This is a genomic window from Candidatus Eisenbacteria bacterium, assembly GCA_018831195.1.
Lineage (GTDB): Bacteria > Eisenbacteria > RBG-16-71-46 > CAIMUX01 > JAHJDP01 > JAHJDP01.
This window is the reverse complement of record JAHJDP010000077.1, coordinates 1-15,269: the sequence shown is the minus strand read 5'-3', so window position 1 is coordinate 15,269 and position 15,269 is coordinate 1. Positions and strand designations below refer to the sequence as shown.

12 protein-coding genes, 4 tRNA genes and 1 other RNA gene are annotated in these 15,269 nt (G+C 53.5%); 12 read left to right on the top strand and 5 right to left on the bottom strand.

From position 1 onward, the window contains the following. Positions 1 to 5 precede the first annotated feature (5 nt). The 5 genes from murI to KJ970_12765 all read left to right on the top strand — a co-directional run bounded on the left by murI (position 6) and on the right by KJ970_12765 (position 5,401). The gene (gene murI / locus KJ970_12785) at positions 6 to 821 is read left to right on the top strand and encodes a glutamate racemase (protein MBU2691790.1); all 816 of its coding nucleotides are present in this window, start codon (positions 6 to 8) and stop codon (positions 819 to 821) included. A 20-nt stretch (positions 822 to 841) separates the two neighbouring features. Continuing rightward, positions 842 to 1,582 (top strand): ribonuclease PH, encoded by a 741-nt coding sequence (gene rph, locus KJ970_12780; GenBank protein ID MBU2691789.1) that lies wholly within the window; start codon positions 842 to 844, stop codon positions 1,580 to 1,582. Position 1,583: 1 nt separating this feature from the next. After that, entirely contained in the window at positions 1,584 to 2,195 is a 612-nt protein-coding gene (gene rdgB / locus KJ970_12775; GenBank protein MBU2691788.1) for an RdgB/HAM1 family non-canonical purine NTP pyrophosphatase, read from the top strand. Positions 2,196 to 2,282: 87 nt separating this feature from the next. After that, entirely contained in the window at positions 2,283 to 2,750 is a 468-nt protein-coding gene (locus tag KJ970_12770; protein ID MBU2691787.1) for a transcriptional repressor, read from the top strand. Further along, a complete protein-coding gene (locus KJ970_12765) occupies positions 2,747 to 5,401 on the top strand; it encodes a T9SS type A sorting domain-containing protein (protein MBU2691786.1) in 2,655 nt (884 codons plus the stop codon). Before KJ970_12770 ends, KJ970_12765 begins: the two co-directional genes overlap by 4 nt. Before the next feature lie 629 nt (positions 5,402 to 6,030). On the opposite strand, the gene KJ970_12760 is transcribed toward KJ970_12765, so the two are convergent. From KJ970_12760 to KJ970_12750, 3 genes are all read right to left on the bottom strand, one after another. Then, positions 6,031 to 6,104 (bottom strand) — tRNA-Arg (locus tag KJ970_12760). A 25-nt stretch (positions 6,105 to 6,129) separates the two neighbouring features. Beyond that, positions 6,130 to 6,205, bottom strand: a tRNA-His gene (locus KJ970_12755). Between the two features lie 41 nt (positions 6,206 to 6,246). After that, a tRNA-Pro gene (locus KJ970_12750) sits at positions 6,247 to 6,321 on the bottom strand. Between the two features lie 124 nt (positions 6,322 to 6,445). Here KJ970_12750 and KJ970_12745 point away from each other — a divergent pair. From KJ970_12745 to KJ970_12730, 4 genes are all read left to right on the top strand, one after another. Then, positions 6,446 to 6,940, top strand: coding sequence for a single-stranded DNA-binding protein (locus KJ970_12745; protein ID MBU2691785.1), 495 nt, complete (start codon positions 6,446 to 6,448; stop codon positions 6,938 to 6,940). A 127-nt stretch (positions 6,941 to 7,067) separates the two neighbouring features. Beyond that, positions 7,068 to 7,140: transfer RNA gene (locus KJ970_12740), tRNA-Lys, on the top strand. A 197-nt stretch (positions 7,141 to 7,337) separates the two neighbouring features. Beyond that, a complete protein-coding gene (locus KJ970_12735; GenBank protein MBU2691784.1) occupies positions 7,338 to 9,101 on the top strand; it encodes a hypothetical protein in 1,764 nt (587 codons plus the stop codon). 232 nt (positions 9,102 to 9,333) lie between these two features. Next, positions 9,334 to 10,395, top strand: coding sequence for an aryl-sulfate sulfotransferase (locus KJ970_12730; GenBank protein ID MBU2691783.1), 1,062 nt, complete (start codon positions 9,334 to 9,336; stop codon positions 10,393 to 10,395). A gap of 92 nt (positions 10,396 to 10,487) precedes the next feature. Here KJ970_12730 and KJ970_12725 read toward each other — a convergent pair whose 3' ends face one another. Then, a complete protein-coding gene (locus KJ970_12725; protein ID MBU2691782.1) occupies positions 10,488 to 10,694 on the bottom strand; it encodes a hypothetical protein in 207 nt (68 codons plus the stop codon). Positions 10,695 to 10,734: 40 nt separating this feature from the next. On the opposite strand from KJ970_12725, the gene ssrA reads away from it, so the two are divergent. Together ssrA and KJ970_12715 are read left to right on the top strand one after the other, a co-directional pair. Next, positions 10,735 to 11,084: a transfer-messenger RNA gene (gene ssrA / locus KJ970_12720) on the top strand. A 154-nt stretch (positions 11,085 to 11,238) separates the two neighbouring features. Next, a complete protein-coding gene (locus KJ970_12715) occupies positions 11,239 to 12,423 on the top strand; it encodes a Fic family protein (protein ID MBU2691781.1) in 1,185 nt (394 codons plus the stop codon). 20 nt (positions 12,424 to 12,443) lie between these two features. Here KJ970_12715 and KJ970_12710 read toward each other — a convergent pair whose 3' ends face one another. After that, positions 12,444 to 13,097, bottom strand: coding sequence for a T9SS type A sorting domain-containing protein (locus tag KJ970_12710; GenBank protein ID MBU2691780.1), 654 nt, complete (start codon positions 13,095 to 13,097; stop codon positions 12,444 to 12,446). A 348-nt stretch (positions 13,098 to 13,445) separates the two neighbouring features. Here KJ970_12710 and KJ970_12705 point away from each other — a divergent pair. After that, positions 13,446 to 15,269 (top strand): choice-of-anchor D domain-containing protein (locus KJ970_12705; protein ID MBU2691779.1); only part of this gene is annotated, 1,824 nt, incomplete at its 3' end.

Here is a 15,269-nt window from a genome sequence, read left to right as displayed (position 1 = left end):
GGGAACTGCCTATTGGTGTCTTTGACTCCGGGATCGGAGGGTTGAGCGTCGTCCGGCATATCCTTTGCGAGTTGCCGGACGAAGGGGTTCTCTATTTCGGTGACTCGGCCCGCGTTCCTTACGGAACAAAATCGGCGCAGACCGTCATCCGCTTCTCAATGGAGAATACCCGTTTTCTCTTGCACAAAGGGGTGAAATTTTTGGTTGTGGCGTGCAACACATCGAGCGCTGTCGCCCTTCCTGAGTTGAGCCGGTCTTTTGACATTCCCATCGTCGGCATGATCGAGCCGGCCGTCCGCCAGGCGCTGAGAATGACGCAAAAGGGAACCATCGGCGTCATCGGCACCCGGGCCACGATCGCGTCGGAAGCTTATACAATAGCGTTGCGGAGCATCGAGCCGTCCGTCAAAGTGATCTCTCAGGCTTGCCCGCTGCTGGTGCCGCTGGCCGAAGAGGGATGGGTGTCGGGTGATGTTCCCGAGAGGGTTCTCAAGGAGTATTTGGAGCCGGTGATGGATAAGGGGATGGATGTTCTTATTCTCGGCTGCACGCACTATCCTTTGTTAAAGGAGACGATCCGGAAAGTCATCGGGCCGGATGTCGCCATTGTAGAATCAGGCGAGGCCGCCGTTGTTGAGATGTCGGATCGATTAAGGGAATCGGGATTGCTCCGCCCGGCGGCCGCATCGCCTCCAGATTGTCATTATTATGTGAGTGATATTCCATTGAAGTTCAAAGAGGTCGGGGAGCGCTTCCTCGGCTGTCCGCTTGGCAGTGTCATGCCTGTCGATCAGGTTGATATACCCTGGTACGAACGCTAATTGATGTCAGGAGGAAGATGATGCCGCGCTCGGATGGGAGATCTCCCCATGCGCTACGAAAAATCAGTATCGAAACGCCGTTTTTCCGGCATGCCGAGGGGAGTGCCGCGATCCGGATGGGAAACACTTGGGTCGCTTGCGCCGCCAGTCTCGAAACACGCCTCCCCTTCTGGATGCGGGGTCAAAGGAGCGGATGGGTCACCGCGGAATATGGTTTATTGCCGCGGAGCGTGCCTGAAAGGGCGGCGCGCAACCGGGTCTCCGGCAGAAATTTCGAGATTCAACGCCTCGTCGGCCGCTCTCTGCGCGCCATTACCGATCTCGATCTATTAGGTGAGCGCCAGATCATCATCGATTGCGATGTGTTTGAAGCCGACGGTGGAACCCGCACCGCATCGGTCACCGCCGCCTATGTGGCGCTCCATCAGGTTTGCCGCCATCTCTTGGAAAAGGGCGAGATTCGGAAATTCCCGATTAAAGACCAACTCGCCGCGATCAGCGTCGGGCTCATCAATGGAGAGCCGGTTTTGGATCTTGATCACGCGGAAGACAGCGCCGCCGATGTTGATTTCAATGTCGTCATGACCGGTTCGGGTCATTTTGTTGAGGTGCAGGGAACAGCGGAAGGGCGGCCCTATACGCGCCAGGAATTGAACAAAATGTTGAGCCTCGCCGCTTCGGGGATTAGGAAGGTCTTGAAGGCTCAAGCCCGGGTGCTGCCATGGATTTTGTCCCCCGAAGTTAAAGATGGCGGAGAATAATGTGAAACTTTATGTCGCCAGCCACAATAGCGACAAGGTGCGTGAAATCAAAGATATCCTGCAGGGGTTGGATATAGAGATCTTCTCCGCGGCCGATGTTGAGGGATCCTTCGCGCCGGAAGAAACGGGGAAGAGCCTGGAGGAAAACGCCCTCTTAAAGGCCCGCGCTCTTTTTAAATTGGTGGGGGAGCCCGTGCTGGCCGATGACACCGGTCTCGAAGTCGATGCTCTGAACGGAAGACCCGGCATTCGAAGCAGCCGCTATGCGGGTGAGAACGCCTCTTACGATGAGAATGTGAAAAGGCTCCTCGAAGAGCTGGAGGATATCGAAGAGATCCATCGTTCGGCCCGATTCAGGACGGTCGCGGTGCTGATCATGGGGGCCGGTATTGAGATTACGACCGAGGGTCGTTGTGATGGGACCATATTGAGGGAGAGAAGGGGTGAAGGCGGCTTCGGTTACGATCCCGTCTTTCTGATCCCTGAAATCGGGAAGACCTTTTCTGAGATGGAATTGGCCGAGAAAAGCGCCCTCAGCCACCGCGGGCGCGCCTTTGCAGGCATCCGGGATCTGCTCACAAAATTCTTATCGGGTGAGATGGAAACATCCTAGATCTTATTATATATATTCATTTTGCTAATAATATATGGCTTGATAAGTTGTCTCAAATGATATATTGTTTCAATCACTATGAATGGAATGCCCCAAGAATCAGAAGAGTTAGCTCACGGCTTTGAGCAGAGGTGCCGGCAAAGTGGCTTGGCTGTGACACCGCAACGGAGGGCGATTTATGCGACCCTCTCGCAACGAAAGGACCATCCAACAGCTGATCTTATTTATGCCCAGGTGAAGAAGCAGCACCCGGAGATGTCCCGAGCCACGGTTTATCGGGTTTTGGAAACATTTGCCCAGCTTGGAATTATTCGCAAATTGCCCCACCCTGGCTCCGCCGTCCGTTATGACCCGGATACACGCCGGCACCACCACCTCCTGTGTCTTCGCTGCGGGGAAATCACCGACTTTAACAACTTGGCGTTTGACGACTTGAAAATTCCTCATCCGACACCGGAGGGATTTCGAATCATGAGTCTCTCCGTCAGTATCCAGGGTATCTGTTCGAAATGTCAAACCGAGGAAAAAGAGACCACACCCGGAGGTGAATCATGACACATGCCAGAGGTGCAACCTGCTTCATCCTTGCTCTGTTTGCATGGATGGCTGTATTTCCTACGCCGTCCGAGGCCAGGAATCCCATCCGCAATGCCTTTTTTAGCACCTACCCAATTGCCGTGAATACCCAGCTCGATGATCTCCCCAGCAATGGAGGCCATTGTGGTGTTTGTCATTTTAATTTTGACGGGGGAGGAGCTCGGAATCCATACGGATTGGGGGTTCAAATCGGCATTAACGGGGGTTTATCCTATGTTGATGCGTTTCTTGCCATTCAAAATGATGATTCCGATGCAGACGGCTTCACAAATATTGTTGAAATCACAGATGTCGTCAATTTCGGGAACACGCCCACATTTCCCGGTCTTTCACAAAGCAACATGGGCAGCACTTCCAATATTCTCCTTGCAGAGGTAGAGCCTTACCTCACCCCCTCGGGGGGGACCGACACGACGCCGCCCGAGGTCACTATTTCTGCGCCCGATGGTGGAGAAAACTTGTCGGCGGGAACTTTCCAAACGATCAATTATACAGCCACAGACGCCAGTGGGATATCGTATATCAATGTTTATCTATCGGAGGACGGGGGGGCATCATACAAGCATGTCGCAAGAAACGAAGCTCCTGGAAGCAGCTATTCCTGGTTTGTCCCCAATCGACCCGGAAGTATGAACCGTATCCGTGTGGAGGCCCACGACAATGCCGGGAATTCGGGGTTTGACGACAGTGACGCCGATTTCACCATCACCGGTGTCCCAGCGGGCTTTGTCCCGACGACGTTGAGGGATATGGATCTATCCGGGACGCAGCCACATGAAGGAGCCATTCTTGATGATCCCGGTGCGAGTTGTGCAAGCTGCCATGGCAATTATGATAGTGCCAATGAGGCATGGTACAACTGGCGGGGCAGCATGATGGCCCAGGCGGCGCGCGATCCCTTCTTCTTCGCCTGTATGGCGATTGCTGAGCAAGATGCCCCATCCGTCGGAGATCTTTGTATCCGCTGTCACACACAGAGTGGCTGGCAGGAGGGGCGTTCGGTCGATACCAGCGGCGGTCTTCTCAATGCCAAGGATCGGCAGGGTGTTCAATGCGATTTCTGCCACCGGGCGGTTGATCAAAATTACGTCGAAGGAGTCAGTCCTGCACAGGATGTGGATGTCCTGGCGAACATTTCGCCCCTTCCGCTTCAATACGGAAACGGGCAGTTCATCAATGATCCTGCGCCGCTGCGCCGCGGACCCTATGCTGATGCACTGGCAGCCCATGAGTTTGTCGAATCACCTTTCCACCGTTCCGCGAATATCTGCGGCATCTGCCACGATGTCAGCAACCCTGTATTTGTACAAGATAGCCCCGGCGATTACTCACCGAATACTTTCGATGCAGAACATCCGGATATGGACGTCCGGAATATGATGCCGGTTGAAAGAACTTACAGTGAGTGGTCCCAGAGCGAGTATGCGACAACGGGGGTGTATGCGCCGCAGTTTGCGGGGAACAAGCCGGACGGTATTGTTTCAACATGCCAGGATTGTCATATGCACGATGTCGAAGCCAGAGGGTGCAACGATGGGAATGCTCCTCTGCGCTCCGATCTCGGTCTGCATGATTTTACAGGCGGGAATACTTTTGTTCCGGATATCATCCCTACATTCTTCCCTGGTGAGGTCGAGGTCGTGCAATTGCAGGCCGCCAAGAGCCGGGCGGTCTCCATGCTGCAGAAGGCCGTTACATTGGAGGTGACGCCGGAGACCTTCGGGGTGACCGTTCGGGTCACAAATGAAACCGGACACAAGCTGCCATCCGGTTATCCTGAGGGACGGCGGATCTGGGTCAATGTGTCAGCATACGATGAAGCGGAACAGAAGGTCTTTGAATCCGGCGCCTATGATTATGAGACTGGTGAGTTGCTGCATGATGAGCAAGTGAAAGTTTACGAAGTTCACCCCGGCCTGAGCCCTGCGTTGGCCGCGGCGATTGGATTTTCTCCCGGTGAATCCTTCCATTTTGTGCTGAGTGACACGGTCTATTCCGATAATCGGATCCCGCCGAGAGGTTTCACAAACGCCGGCTTCGAGGCGATTCAATCACCACCCGTCGCCTACTCCTATACCGACGGCCAGTATTGGGATGACACATCGTATCATCTTCCGGAGGAAGCTGTCCTCGCCGTCGTGACCGTCTACTACCAATCGACAAGCAAGGAGTATATTGAATTTCTCCGGGATGAAAACACGACGAACTCAATGGGTCAGGATCTTCATGACGCCTGGGTGGCGCAGGGCATGAATCCTCCTGAGATGATGGAGCAGTTGAGTGTCCCGGTGAATATTGAAACCGCAGTTGAAGAATTCCCACAGATTTTGGTCAACCGGCTCGGCAGCAACCAACCCAATCCGTTCCATCAGACGACGACCATCCGGTATACGCTGGCGAAGCGTGAACAAGCTAACATTGCTGTCTATGATGTGAATGGCCGTAGGATTCGAACCCTGGTGAATGGGGTTCAGGAACCCGGCGATCTAAGCTTGCCTTGGGACGGCCGGAATGACGAAGGACGCGATCTTGCGCCTGGGATCTATTTCGTCCGATACCGCGTTGGTTCCGATCTGTTCTGGCGAAAGATCACCAAAAGCTCTAAATAGCAGGTTATGCAGCCTTAGACAATTTTGGCTCGTTTCCCTTCAAAAAGGAAACGAGCCAAAACTCATCCCGAGAGGGGAGAGCGCCGACGGTGTTGGCGTGATGGGAAGATCACACGATTGCGGGCCACAGGGTGTGCTAGAAGCGGGGTATCGCTTCTCCTAGGCCGTCAGGATTCTCCTTCTTGGAGATTTGCAATGTGGAAATGAGTTCCCCCAAGCACCGTCGACGCTAAAGTTCATGTAGGCATGCGCCAGAACTTGTCAATTTCGGATGGCCGAATTTAGAATCAGCCCAGAACTTTTGAGATTTTAGAGTGCAGGAAAATTCACTTGGGTGAAGATGGATATGCAGCTACGCCACTATCCCACTATCCCTCAAATGAAGCTTTACCGTTCGTTTCTGACCCTCATCCAATGGGATCATGCACTCTAACACTAGGGATATTACCAGTTCTAGAGAGGGTCGTCAAGGATCAAATTCTGTGGATACACATTAAACAATTTTAGTGTCACAAGAATGCGTAATGGCCCGGTTTTGGCACTAATGGGCCATCAGGAAATAAAACGACGCTCCGGTGACGGGGCGTCGAGGGTGTTGCGTGTGTCGCATTTATCGCTTTGCTATTCAGCGCGCCTGCCAGGACTCGAACCTGGGACCGACGGATTAGAAATCCGTTGCTCTATCCTCCTGAGCTACAGGCGCGTGGGAATTCGGGAGGGAGAAAAGGTGGGGTGGATGATGGGGGTCGAACCCACGACAACTGGAACCACAATCCAGCGCTCTGCCAACTGAGCTACATCCACCACCAAAACCTTCGCGGATGACCTATCGGTAGGTCATCCAGTCGGGGTGAGAGGATTTGAACCTCCGACATCCTGCTCCCAAAGCAGGTGCGCTAACCGGGCTGCGCTACACCCCGATCTAGAAGAGGTGACTTTTGGCCTCGCGTGATTCAAGATAAAACAGAAATCTCTCCCATGTCAACTGGATCACTTTGCACGGGATCCGGGAGTTGGGAGAAAACCCCTTGCAAGGAGGGCTTCATGAGCTACAACAAGGTTATCCTCATTGGCAATCTGGGACGGGACCCTGAGCTGCGCCATACTCCGGGTGGATCAAAGGTCGCGAACTTCACGATGGCCACCAATGCGGTTTGGATCGACCGGGACGGTCAAAAGCAGCAACGCACGGAATGGCATAGGATTGTTGTTTGGGGGAAGCAGGCGGAGACGGCCAGTGAGTACCTCAAGAAGGGGCGCCAGACCTTCGTTGAGGGGCGGCTCCAGACCCGAAAATGGACCGATAATCAGAATGTGGAGCGCCAAACCACCGAGATCGTCGCCGATCGGATCGTCTTTCTCGGCCAACGGGGGGATGCCGGCGCTGGTGGCGGATACCCATCCGATGGCGGCTACCAATCTGATAGCGGCGGTTACCCGGCTGATGCCGGCGGGGCGAACGCATCCGCCAGCATGCCCGAACCGGTGGGGGGCGAGACCTCGTATTCATCGGATGAGGATGACGACCTCCCGTTCTAGGCTCCGGCGACGGGCCTATCTCGAGAAATATGAGGCTGTTCCGCCGGTTGGAGCGCCTAAGGGTTGACGGGATTCCGGCGATTCACTAGGCTCTGATTCTGTCTGGAAGGGAAAATCCCAGATTTATGCACCGCTAGCTCAACTGGCAGAGCAGCTGACTCTTAATCAGCAGGTTTAGGGTTCGAGTCCCTGGCGGTGTACTGTGTTGGACAAGGACTTGCGGCGATGGCTGTGAGTCCTTTTGGTTTTTGGCTGACGTTCTGGCGATCCGACTTTTCAGTGTCGCTCATCATCTATGGTTGCCCCTTGTAGATAATTAGCTAATCGTATAAAATGTAAGCGGTAAAATGAATGTGTGATGTTTCGACGATTGAACAATTTTTTGGAGGATCGAGCTATGCGAGTGATCCTTTATGCTTGTCTATATCTTTTGCTTGCCGCGAGCGTTGCTTTTGCCGGGCCCAACGCAGGTGTTACCTTAGCAATCCAGGGGAATGTGCTCGGTGTAGAGACGAATGGTGATCCGTGTGGCGCCATTGATATTCCTGAACACTGCGACGACTTGAATCCAAGTGCGCTTCCAGACTCTAATGGGATTAGCTGGTATTTGGTGGTTGTCGTTTCTCCACCGGGAAACACGCCCAACTTCAATACCGTCATCTTTGGCCTCGGTGTTTTCAATATGGCTGATAACTACATCGGCTACACTGGTGCTTGCGTTCCCGGTGCTCTCGAAATCCATACATCTGGATGGCCTGGCCCTGGTGAGGGTACAGCGGTGAGCTGGTCGCCTGATTGCTTGTATGGCTACATGGAACCGGTCTATTACTTTGGTACTTACAACTATGGTGGTGTCATTCCTTTGGGCCCCCATCCAGTTGGTCCAAGCGGCGTCGTAGATTGTACAAGTGATCCTCGGGAAGATTCTATTCAAGGATTCGGTGAGATTGAGGGCGAAAACCCAGCCTGCCCCTCCGACCCACCAGACCCATCCGACGCAACCATAGTGACCTGGGGAGATTGCACCAGTGGCCAATGCGAAATCCCGGATTCGAACGCTATCTGCACAACCGTGGCGGCCGGCACCAAACACAGCTTGGCTCTCAAATCAGACGGATCAATTATGGCCTGGGGGCAAAACTCTTATGGCGAGTGCGATGTCCCGGCGCCCAACGCTGATTTTGTGGCCGTGGCGGGGGGGCAGAACCGAAGCCTGGGTATTAAATCCGACAGCACGATCGTAGCCTGGGGAGACTGTGGCGATTGCTACGTTCCCCTCAATGCTCACTATGTTGCCGTCGCGGCGGGCCTGGATTTTTTTGCCCCTGAATCCCAGGGCCACACCCTAGCTCTTAAGTCTTATGGCCCCATCGTGGCCTGGGGTACAAACGATTATGGCCAGTGCGACGTTCCCGAGCCCAATGCAGATTTTGTGGCCGTGGCGGCAGGGGACAATTTCAGCCTGGGTCTCAAGTCCGACGGATCGATAGCAGCCTGGGGGCGGAACTACTACCATCAGTGTGACGTTCCCGAGCCCAATACGGACTTCGTCGCTATGGCGGCGGGATACGAGCACAGCCTCGGTCTCAAGTCCGATGGATCGATCGTGGCCTGGGGGTGGGATCACTACGGCCAGTGTAATGTCCCAGCGCCCAACGCAGATTTTGTGGCCGTGGCGGGCGGGAGACTCCAGAGCCTGGGTCTCAAATCCGACGGATCGATCGTGGCCTGGGGGTGGAACTTCTACCACCAGTGTGACGTTCCCGAGCCCAATGCCGATTTTGTAGCCATGGCGTTAGGGCAGTTACACAGCGTCGGGATCAAGAGTTTGCCTGTGGCCTCTGCTCAGGATCCCCAGCCGGTTCGCAATTCGAAGGTCCCCAACATTGCGATACATTCTTTGGCGCCCAACCCATTCCATCGGTCGGTTGAGCTCGCATTGGAGAGCCGCGTTTCGTATCCCATGATGATGACCGTCCACGACCTGAGCGGGAGGCTTGTGAGAGTAATCCCTTTGGGCGCATTGGAGCCGGGTTTGCATCGGGTCCGGTGGGACGGATGCAACGGAAGTGGGGCGACTGTTAGTGACGGAATGTACTGGATACGTCTCAACAACGCGGTCGAGACGTCGGAAGCTGTGAAGGTGATACTTATACGTTAAGATCTTTTTATTCAGAAAACATGGTGGGTTATGTAGATTCATTGATATGCTATGGCCCTGGTTATGGCTGTAATTGCTAATGAGTCAAGCGGTTATTGGATAGCGACGAAATATTGTAACTTGCCGTGAGTCCTTTGTATATTTATATCCCCTAAATCCCGAATCAAACCCGATTGACCCGCCGTTAACAGGTATAGAAATTTCCTAGGCTTAGCAGGTTTGGGAGGATGCGATGATTAACCGGCCGCGCTTTACCCCGGCAACATTAGCTCTCGCAATAATTCTCTTTGTCGTCCTTTCAGCTTGTGAAGAAGACAACAATCCAACCGGTTCTCCCGAACCTGAAATCCAGGCGGGAGAGTTCTACGTCGATGTCTACGACGCCACAAAGGCCTGCAATGGCACGACCCTCTTCGCCGATTTGCACGATACTACTGCCCCGCGTCTTGTTGAAGTCAACATGAACGGGGAGATCGTCTGGGAGTATGACATTCCCGATGATGTCAAATCGTATCATCAGCCGGGGATGGATGTTGAGCTACTCGCAAACGGAAACATCCTCTTTGTTTTACCGCGTTATGGCATCTACGAAATTGATCGAGACGGGGATGTTGCGTGGTCTCATCTCGACAGTCAAGTGTCTCATGATGCCGACCGGCTGCCGAATGGAAACACGATTTATGTCTTTGGCGCCGGGGACCGGTTTGGGGATACACAAGTCAAAGAAGTAAATCCCCAGGGAGAAGTTATTTGGTCCTGGCAGGCAAGTGACCATTACAATAATGAACCATATATTAGTTGCGATCGCGAAGGATGGATTCATACGAATGCGGCAACCCGGCTGCAGAATGGAAACACATTGTTGAGTTTGAGGAACTTCTCGCTGACAATCGAGATCGAGCCGCAAGGCGCTGTCGTTTGGGAGTTTGACTGGAAGGAGCTCTATCCAACGACCAATCCATTGGGTCATGATCCTCATGAGCCAGAGATGCAAAACGGCAATCAGCTTCTAATCTGCCTGCAGCGGGACGCTCCGTACCAGATTGTCGAACTTGACCGCAATATCGGGCAGCCGGTATGGCAATATCATCGTGATCATCTCAGAACTTCGCGAGATGGAGATCGGCTGCCAAACGGAAATACCCTAATAGTCGGGGTTCTCGAGGATACAGACGACTCGGTGATATTCGAGATAACGAATTCCGGGGAAATCGTCTGGCAATTCAAAATCAAAGATACCCCAGCCACGAACTCGCCGGGATGGTTTTATAAGGCTCAGCGGATCTGTCGCTAGGGCAAGCTCTTCAATCTTGATTCGGTAGCAGGATTTGGCCGAAGATTATTGGACAGAGCTGGCCGCCCATGGTTCGGGCGCTGATTCCAGGCTCACGATTTATTTTTCGAGAGCTGAATGACGCGGGAGTTATTTGTGCGCTGTGGTGCCATAATAACAAGTTTGGCAATAAGATACGCCAGACCGAGGGGGAAACCCCGATTTGCTGAAAATTCGGCCGTGCCGGTGCGAATCTCCATATTGGCGTTCGCAAAGAGCGCAACAACGAAGGCAATGTGGTGTATGATATTCGTTAGCATGAGTGAATAATTTGTGGCGAAGTTTCTATCTATGAAAGAAGGGGGCGAAAGGTTTCGACGGAGAATACAAGGTTTGGACTGCGTGTCGAGGTCCCGCTGGCTCGTTAAACAAGTGGGAAAAAACAACTGCTGACACTGAGTTAGCATTAGCCGCCTAATTCGTTAGGTAGCTCGTCCCCAGATCCCGCGCCTGCCGGGGGTCTGGTAGGGCGCCATATAGGTGGGCTAGCCGCTGCGGCGCCTGGAAGCAGTAGCGAAACTAACAGGCTGGTGGTTTGGAAATCCCGTCCGCCGGAGTTCTAAACTGCGAGATTAAACGACGGACTACACACGTAGATGTTCTTGCTGAGGTTCTTTCGGACGCGGGTTCGATTCCCGCCGCCTCCACTGGTTAACTGCTGTTACTGCAAGAAGTTAAGTTTTCTGTCTCTGCTGATATGACAACTTCGATATCCCAGATTGACCCTCACCCCACTCCTTGTTATTTTAGAATAGAGCCTCAAGCTAAAACAACAAGGGATCTAATTATAGGATCTGTCGAGTTATGAAACGAGAACTCCAGGGGTATTACGCGACCATATCAACGGTGGGAGAAAAGGCGCGGGCTTTTGTCCCCGCTCCATTGCCCCCTGCTCCACCCATTGAATGGACGCCGGAATTGCGTAGCAAATTCGACGAGGCGCTGCTGGCGCTTGGGCGTCTGGATAGCATTTCAAGCTTCATACCGGATATTTCCTTGTTTCTATATATGTATGTCCGCAAGGAGGCGGTGCTTTCTTCGATGATCGAGGGCACGCAGTCCTCGCTTTCTGAGCTCCTGCTTTTTGAAATGAATGTGGTGCCCGGCGTGCCATTGGATGATGTGCGGGAGGTCAGCAATTATGCGGCGGCCTTGTACCATGGTCTGAGCCGGCTGGCGAACGGATTTCCGATCTCTCTGCGCTTGATCAAGGAGTTGCATCGGGAGTTGCTCTCGAAGGGGCGAGGCTCGAACCAAACACCCGGAGAATTTCGCCAAACCCAAAATTGGATAGGCGGCACCCGCCCGGGCAATGCCGCTTTCGTTCCGCCGCCGGCAGAGAAGGTGCTGGAGTGTTTGGGAAAGCTGGAGTTGTTTCTCCATGATCAACCGGTCGCCACGCCTGCGCTCCTTAAAACGGCGCTGGCTCATGTACAATTCGAGACGATCCATCCGTTTTTGGATGGCAATGGTCGTCTTGGCCGCCTTTTAATTACCTTGCTCTTGTGCGAAAAAAATGTGTTATGTAAGCCGATGCTCTATTTGAGCCTCTATTTCAAGACGCACAGGCAACGCTATTACGAGTTGTTGAATGAGATTCGATTGAGCGGTAACTGGGAAGCCTGGCTCGATTTCTTTGCCGAAGCGGTTATTGTGACGGCGGGCCAGGCGGTTGACACGGCGAGACAACTTGTGGACTTGGCCGGCGAGGATCGCGATAAAATCGGCGCTCTGGGCAGAGCCGCCGCATCAACATTGCGGGTTCACCGGGCGCTCATGGAGCGTCCTATCGTGACTTCAGGCAGATTGGCGGAGATGACAGGAATCACTCCTGCAACAATTAACAAAAGTTTGGGGCACCTGGCGAGTTTAGGTATTGTACAGGAGCTGACTTCTCGCAAACGCAATCGAATCTTCTGCTACTCCGGGTACATAGAGATTATGAATCACGGGACAGAGCTGCCCATCGCGATGCGCAATGGGGGGTGAACCGGTATCAGCAGGCGACGTCACCGCAGCAGGTTCACGCGCCCGGTCGCCTGGTCCTGGCCGGCGGTCACCCGATAAATGTACACTCCGGAGGGAAGCTGTCGTCCTTCGTCGTCTCGGCCATTCCACTCCACAAAGTGAGTTCCGTTTGCGCTGGGAGCCGAACTTATCAGCGTCCGAATCAACCGGCCCCCGACATCAAAGACCTGCAAGGACACGATCGCGGACGCGGTGAGTTCGTAGCGCAGAACCGTCAGCGGATGGAAGGGGTTGGGGACATTGGGTTGGATGACGAGCCGGCCAAGCGAAGTGTCGCTGACATCACCTGAAGGGACTGCGGATATTGTGTAAGGGAAGAGGTACTGCAATGTGATCGGGAATCTTGCGGCCCAGTACTCCTCGCTGTGCTGGTCCCCCTCGTCCTCGACGACCATGAGGTCCTCATCCAGGATGAAGCCCTGGTTCAGCATCACATCGCGCATGGCTCGCAGCTCGTCGATGGCGTCAGCAACCCCGTTTTCATCCTCGTCCAGAAAATAACCCGGTTCCACTGAGGCCACACGCCCAGCGTGCCGTCGGATCCATGCGCGCATTCGAAGGTAAATATTACCACATTTTCGATAACCGCCGCGATAGTGCTGCGCGCCGCCTGTGATTAGCTCCCTATCGATCATGAAGCGGAGAGTTCCGAATAAGAATAGGTTGAAGGACAGGCCGATGAGCGGTCTCACGGCCTTCTGCATCCGGTGCCGTCACCCCGGGCGCCTGCGGATTCTCCTGCAGAACATTTTGGCATTGAATGCGTTAGGATTTTCGAAGGCATCGTCCTCGGTGGGGATCGGAACCCTCCCGGAATGAAAATTACGGATGTATCGCTGTTTGCCGATAAACATCCTGAGATTAATTCAAAGTGCCACCCTTGCCGGAGGGCGCAGATCGTCAGACTCGCTTTGTCCGCAGCGGGTGAATGCCACTCCGACAATCGATTCGCCGGCTCATACTTAAAGTCTGAGAGGGAGTTTATGAAACTGCGATGCCTATTTGGAATTTTTGTTAATTGCATCCTCTTCTTTTTAGTATTCGCATCCCAGAGTTTTGCTCAGGACTTCCTTTCGGGCCGTGTTTACTCGGGCGATTTGGGTGTAGAACCACCAGCAGCCGCGCCGTTGAGCGGTGTCACCGTCAAGCTCTACGGGGGCAATAATTCCGGCCAGCTTACGGTTCAAATTGATCAAACACAGACCGACGCCCAGGGATGGTATTCGCTCGCGGTCGAAGAAGGATGGGAATATTACAATATCGTGGAGGTTGATCTTTCCGACTACTATTCCGTGGGGGCCACTTCACCCGACGGCACGGTAATCAATAGCAATCAAATTCAGTATGACGTCTCTGTGCCCTTGTCACAGCAAACCACTACCGGTAATAAGTTTTGGGATAAGCCTGAGGGGCAGGAGCCTGAAGAGCCTGAGATGGACGTAAAGGGCAATTCGATTTCTATCAGTGATGGAGATACATCGCCCTCGACAGCAGATGATACCGATTTTGGAGCTGTCTCCGTGTCGGGCGGGACGCACGATCATACATTTACAATTAGAAATACCGGTAGCATGGTCTTGAATCTCTTCGGCTCTCCCCGAGTCAACATCGGTGGCGCGCATGCCGGCGATTTCTTAGTCACTGTGGAGCCCGCACCCACAGTTTCCAGCGGCGGCGGAACCACGACATTCACGGTGCGCTTTGATCCCGGTGCTTCGGGACTGCGTTCAGCCACCATCAGCATCGACAATGATGATGCCAATGAGAATCCGTATAACTTCTCGATTCAGGGCACAGGCGAGATTGATGAGGAGCCGGAGATCGATGTAAGAGGCAATGGCATATCCATCACCAACGGAGACACGACTCCCAGCACCGCCGATTGGACGGATATAGGCGGCTTGGAGATCAATACCGGATCCATTACAAAGATATTTACAATCCATAATACGGGAACAGCCACACTCAATATCACGAGCATCGGATTGTCGCAGGATGTCCACAACCAAGGTGGATCAGTCGCCGCAATATGGGGAATCATTCCCGGTGTGATGTCGATTGCATCCGGCAGTTCAACCACATTGGGAGTTGAATTCTTTCCCTACCTGACGGGGACATATGTCACAACCTTAATCATCGAAAGTAATGATTCCAACGAAGGTTATTATACCTTTGATGTTCAAGGAGCCGGTACTGCGCCGGAGACAGGGTCGATAATGGTCGAGAAGGTGACGGATGTCAGTACGACCGACCTGTTCACCTTTACTGGAGATGCTTCCGGTTCAATCACCAACGGCGGACAAATTATTGTCTCAGATCTCCAGCCGGGTACCTATACATCGGTCGAATCCCCGTTATCCGGATGGACTCTGACAGATATCACATTCGACGATGATAACAGCACATATGATTTGCAGACGCGTACGGCGACATTCGTTCTGGAAGCTGGTGAAACGGTGAGGGCTGTCTTTACCAACCAGAAGGATGAAGTTCCCGAGTACGACTTCGGCGATGCGCCCGACCCGGCCTATCCGACGCTGCTGGCGAATAACGGCGCGCGCCATCTGATAGATCCTGATGTCTACCTGGGCACTCAGATTGATGCTGAAGCGGACGGCGTGCCCGATGCCGGAGCGCAAGGGGATGACAATAATAACAATGACGACGAAGACGGAGTCCTCTTTGTGTCGCCTCTCATCGCGGATTCAACAGCGACCGTCAATGTTACGGCTTCGACCGAAGGCCTGCTGTATGGATGGATTGATTTTGACCAAAACGGAACATGGGATATGCCCGATGACTACGTT

Bases quoted from the DNA above. Each gene is read 5' to 3' on its own strand.
- KJ970_12735 (MBU2691784.1), top strand. From the start codon at position 7,338: ATGCGAGTGATCCTTTATGCTTGTCTATATCTTTTGCTTGCCGCGAGC.
- rph (MBU2691789.1), top strand. From the start codon at position 842: ATGCCGCGCTCGGATGGGAGATCTCCCCATGCGCTACGAAAAATCAGT.
- KJ970_12770 (MBU2691787.1), top strand. From the start codon at position 2,283: ATGCCCCAAGAATCAGAAGAGTTAGCTCACGGCTTTGAGCAGAGGTGC.
- KJ970_12715 (MBU2691781.1), top strand. From the start codon at position 11,239: ATGAAACGAGAACTCCAGGGGTATTACGCGACCATATCAACGGTGGGA.
- KJ970_12710 (MBU2691780.1), bottom strand. From the start codon at position 13,097: ATGATCGATAGGGAGCTAATCACAGGCGGCGCGCAGCACTATCGCGGC.
- KJ970_12765 (MBU2691786.1), top strand. From the start codon at position 2,747: ATGACACATGCCAGAGGTGCAACCTGCTTCATCCTTGCTCTGTTTGCA.
- KJ970_12725 (MBU2691782.1), bottom strand. From the start codon at position 10,694: ATGCTAACGAATATCATACACCACATTGCCTTCGTTGTTGCGCTCTTT.
- KJ970_12745 (MBU2691785.1), top strand. From the start codon at position 6,446: ATGAGCTACAACAAGGTTATCCTCATTGGCAATCTGGGACGGGACCCT.
- KJ970_12730 (MBU2691783.1), top strand. From the start codon at position 9,334: ATGATTAACCGGCCGCGCTTTACCCCGGCAACATTAGCTCTCGCAATA.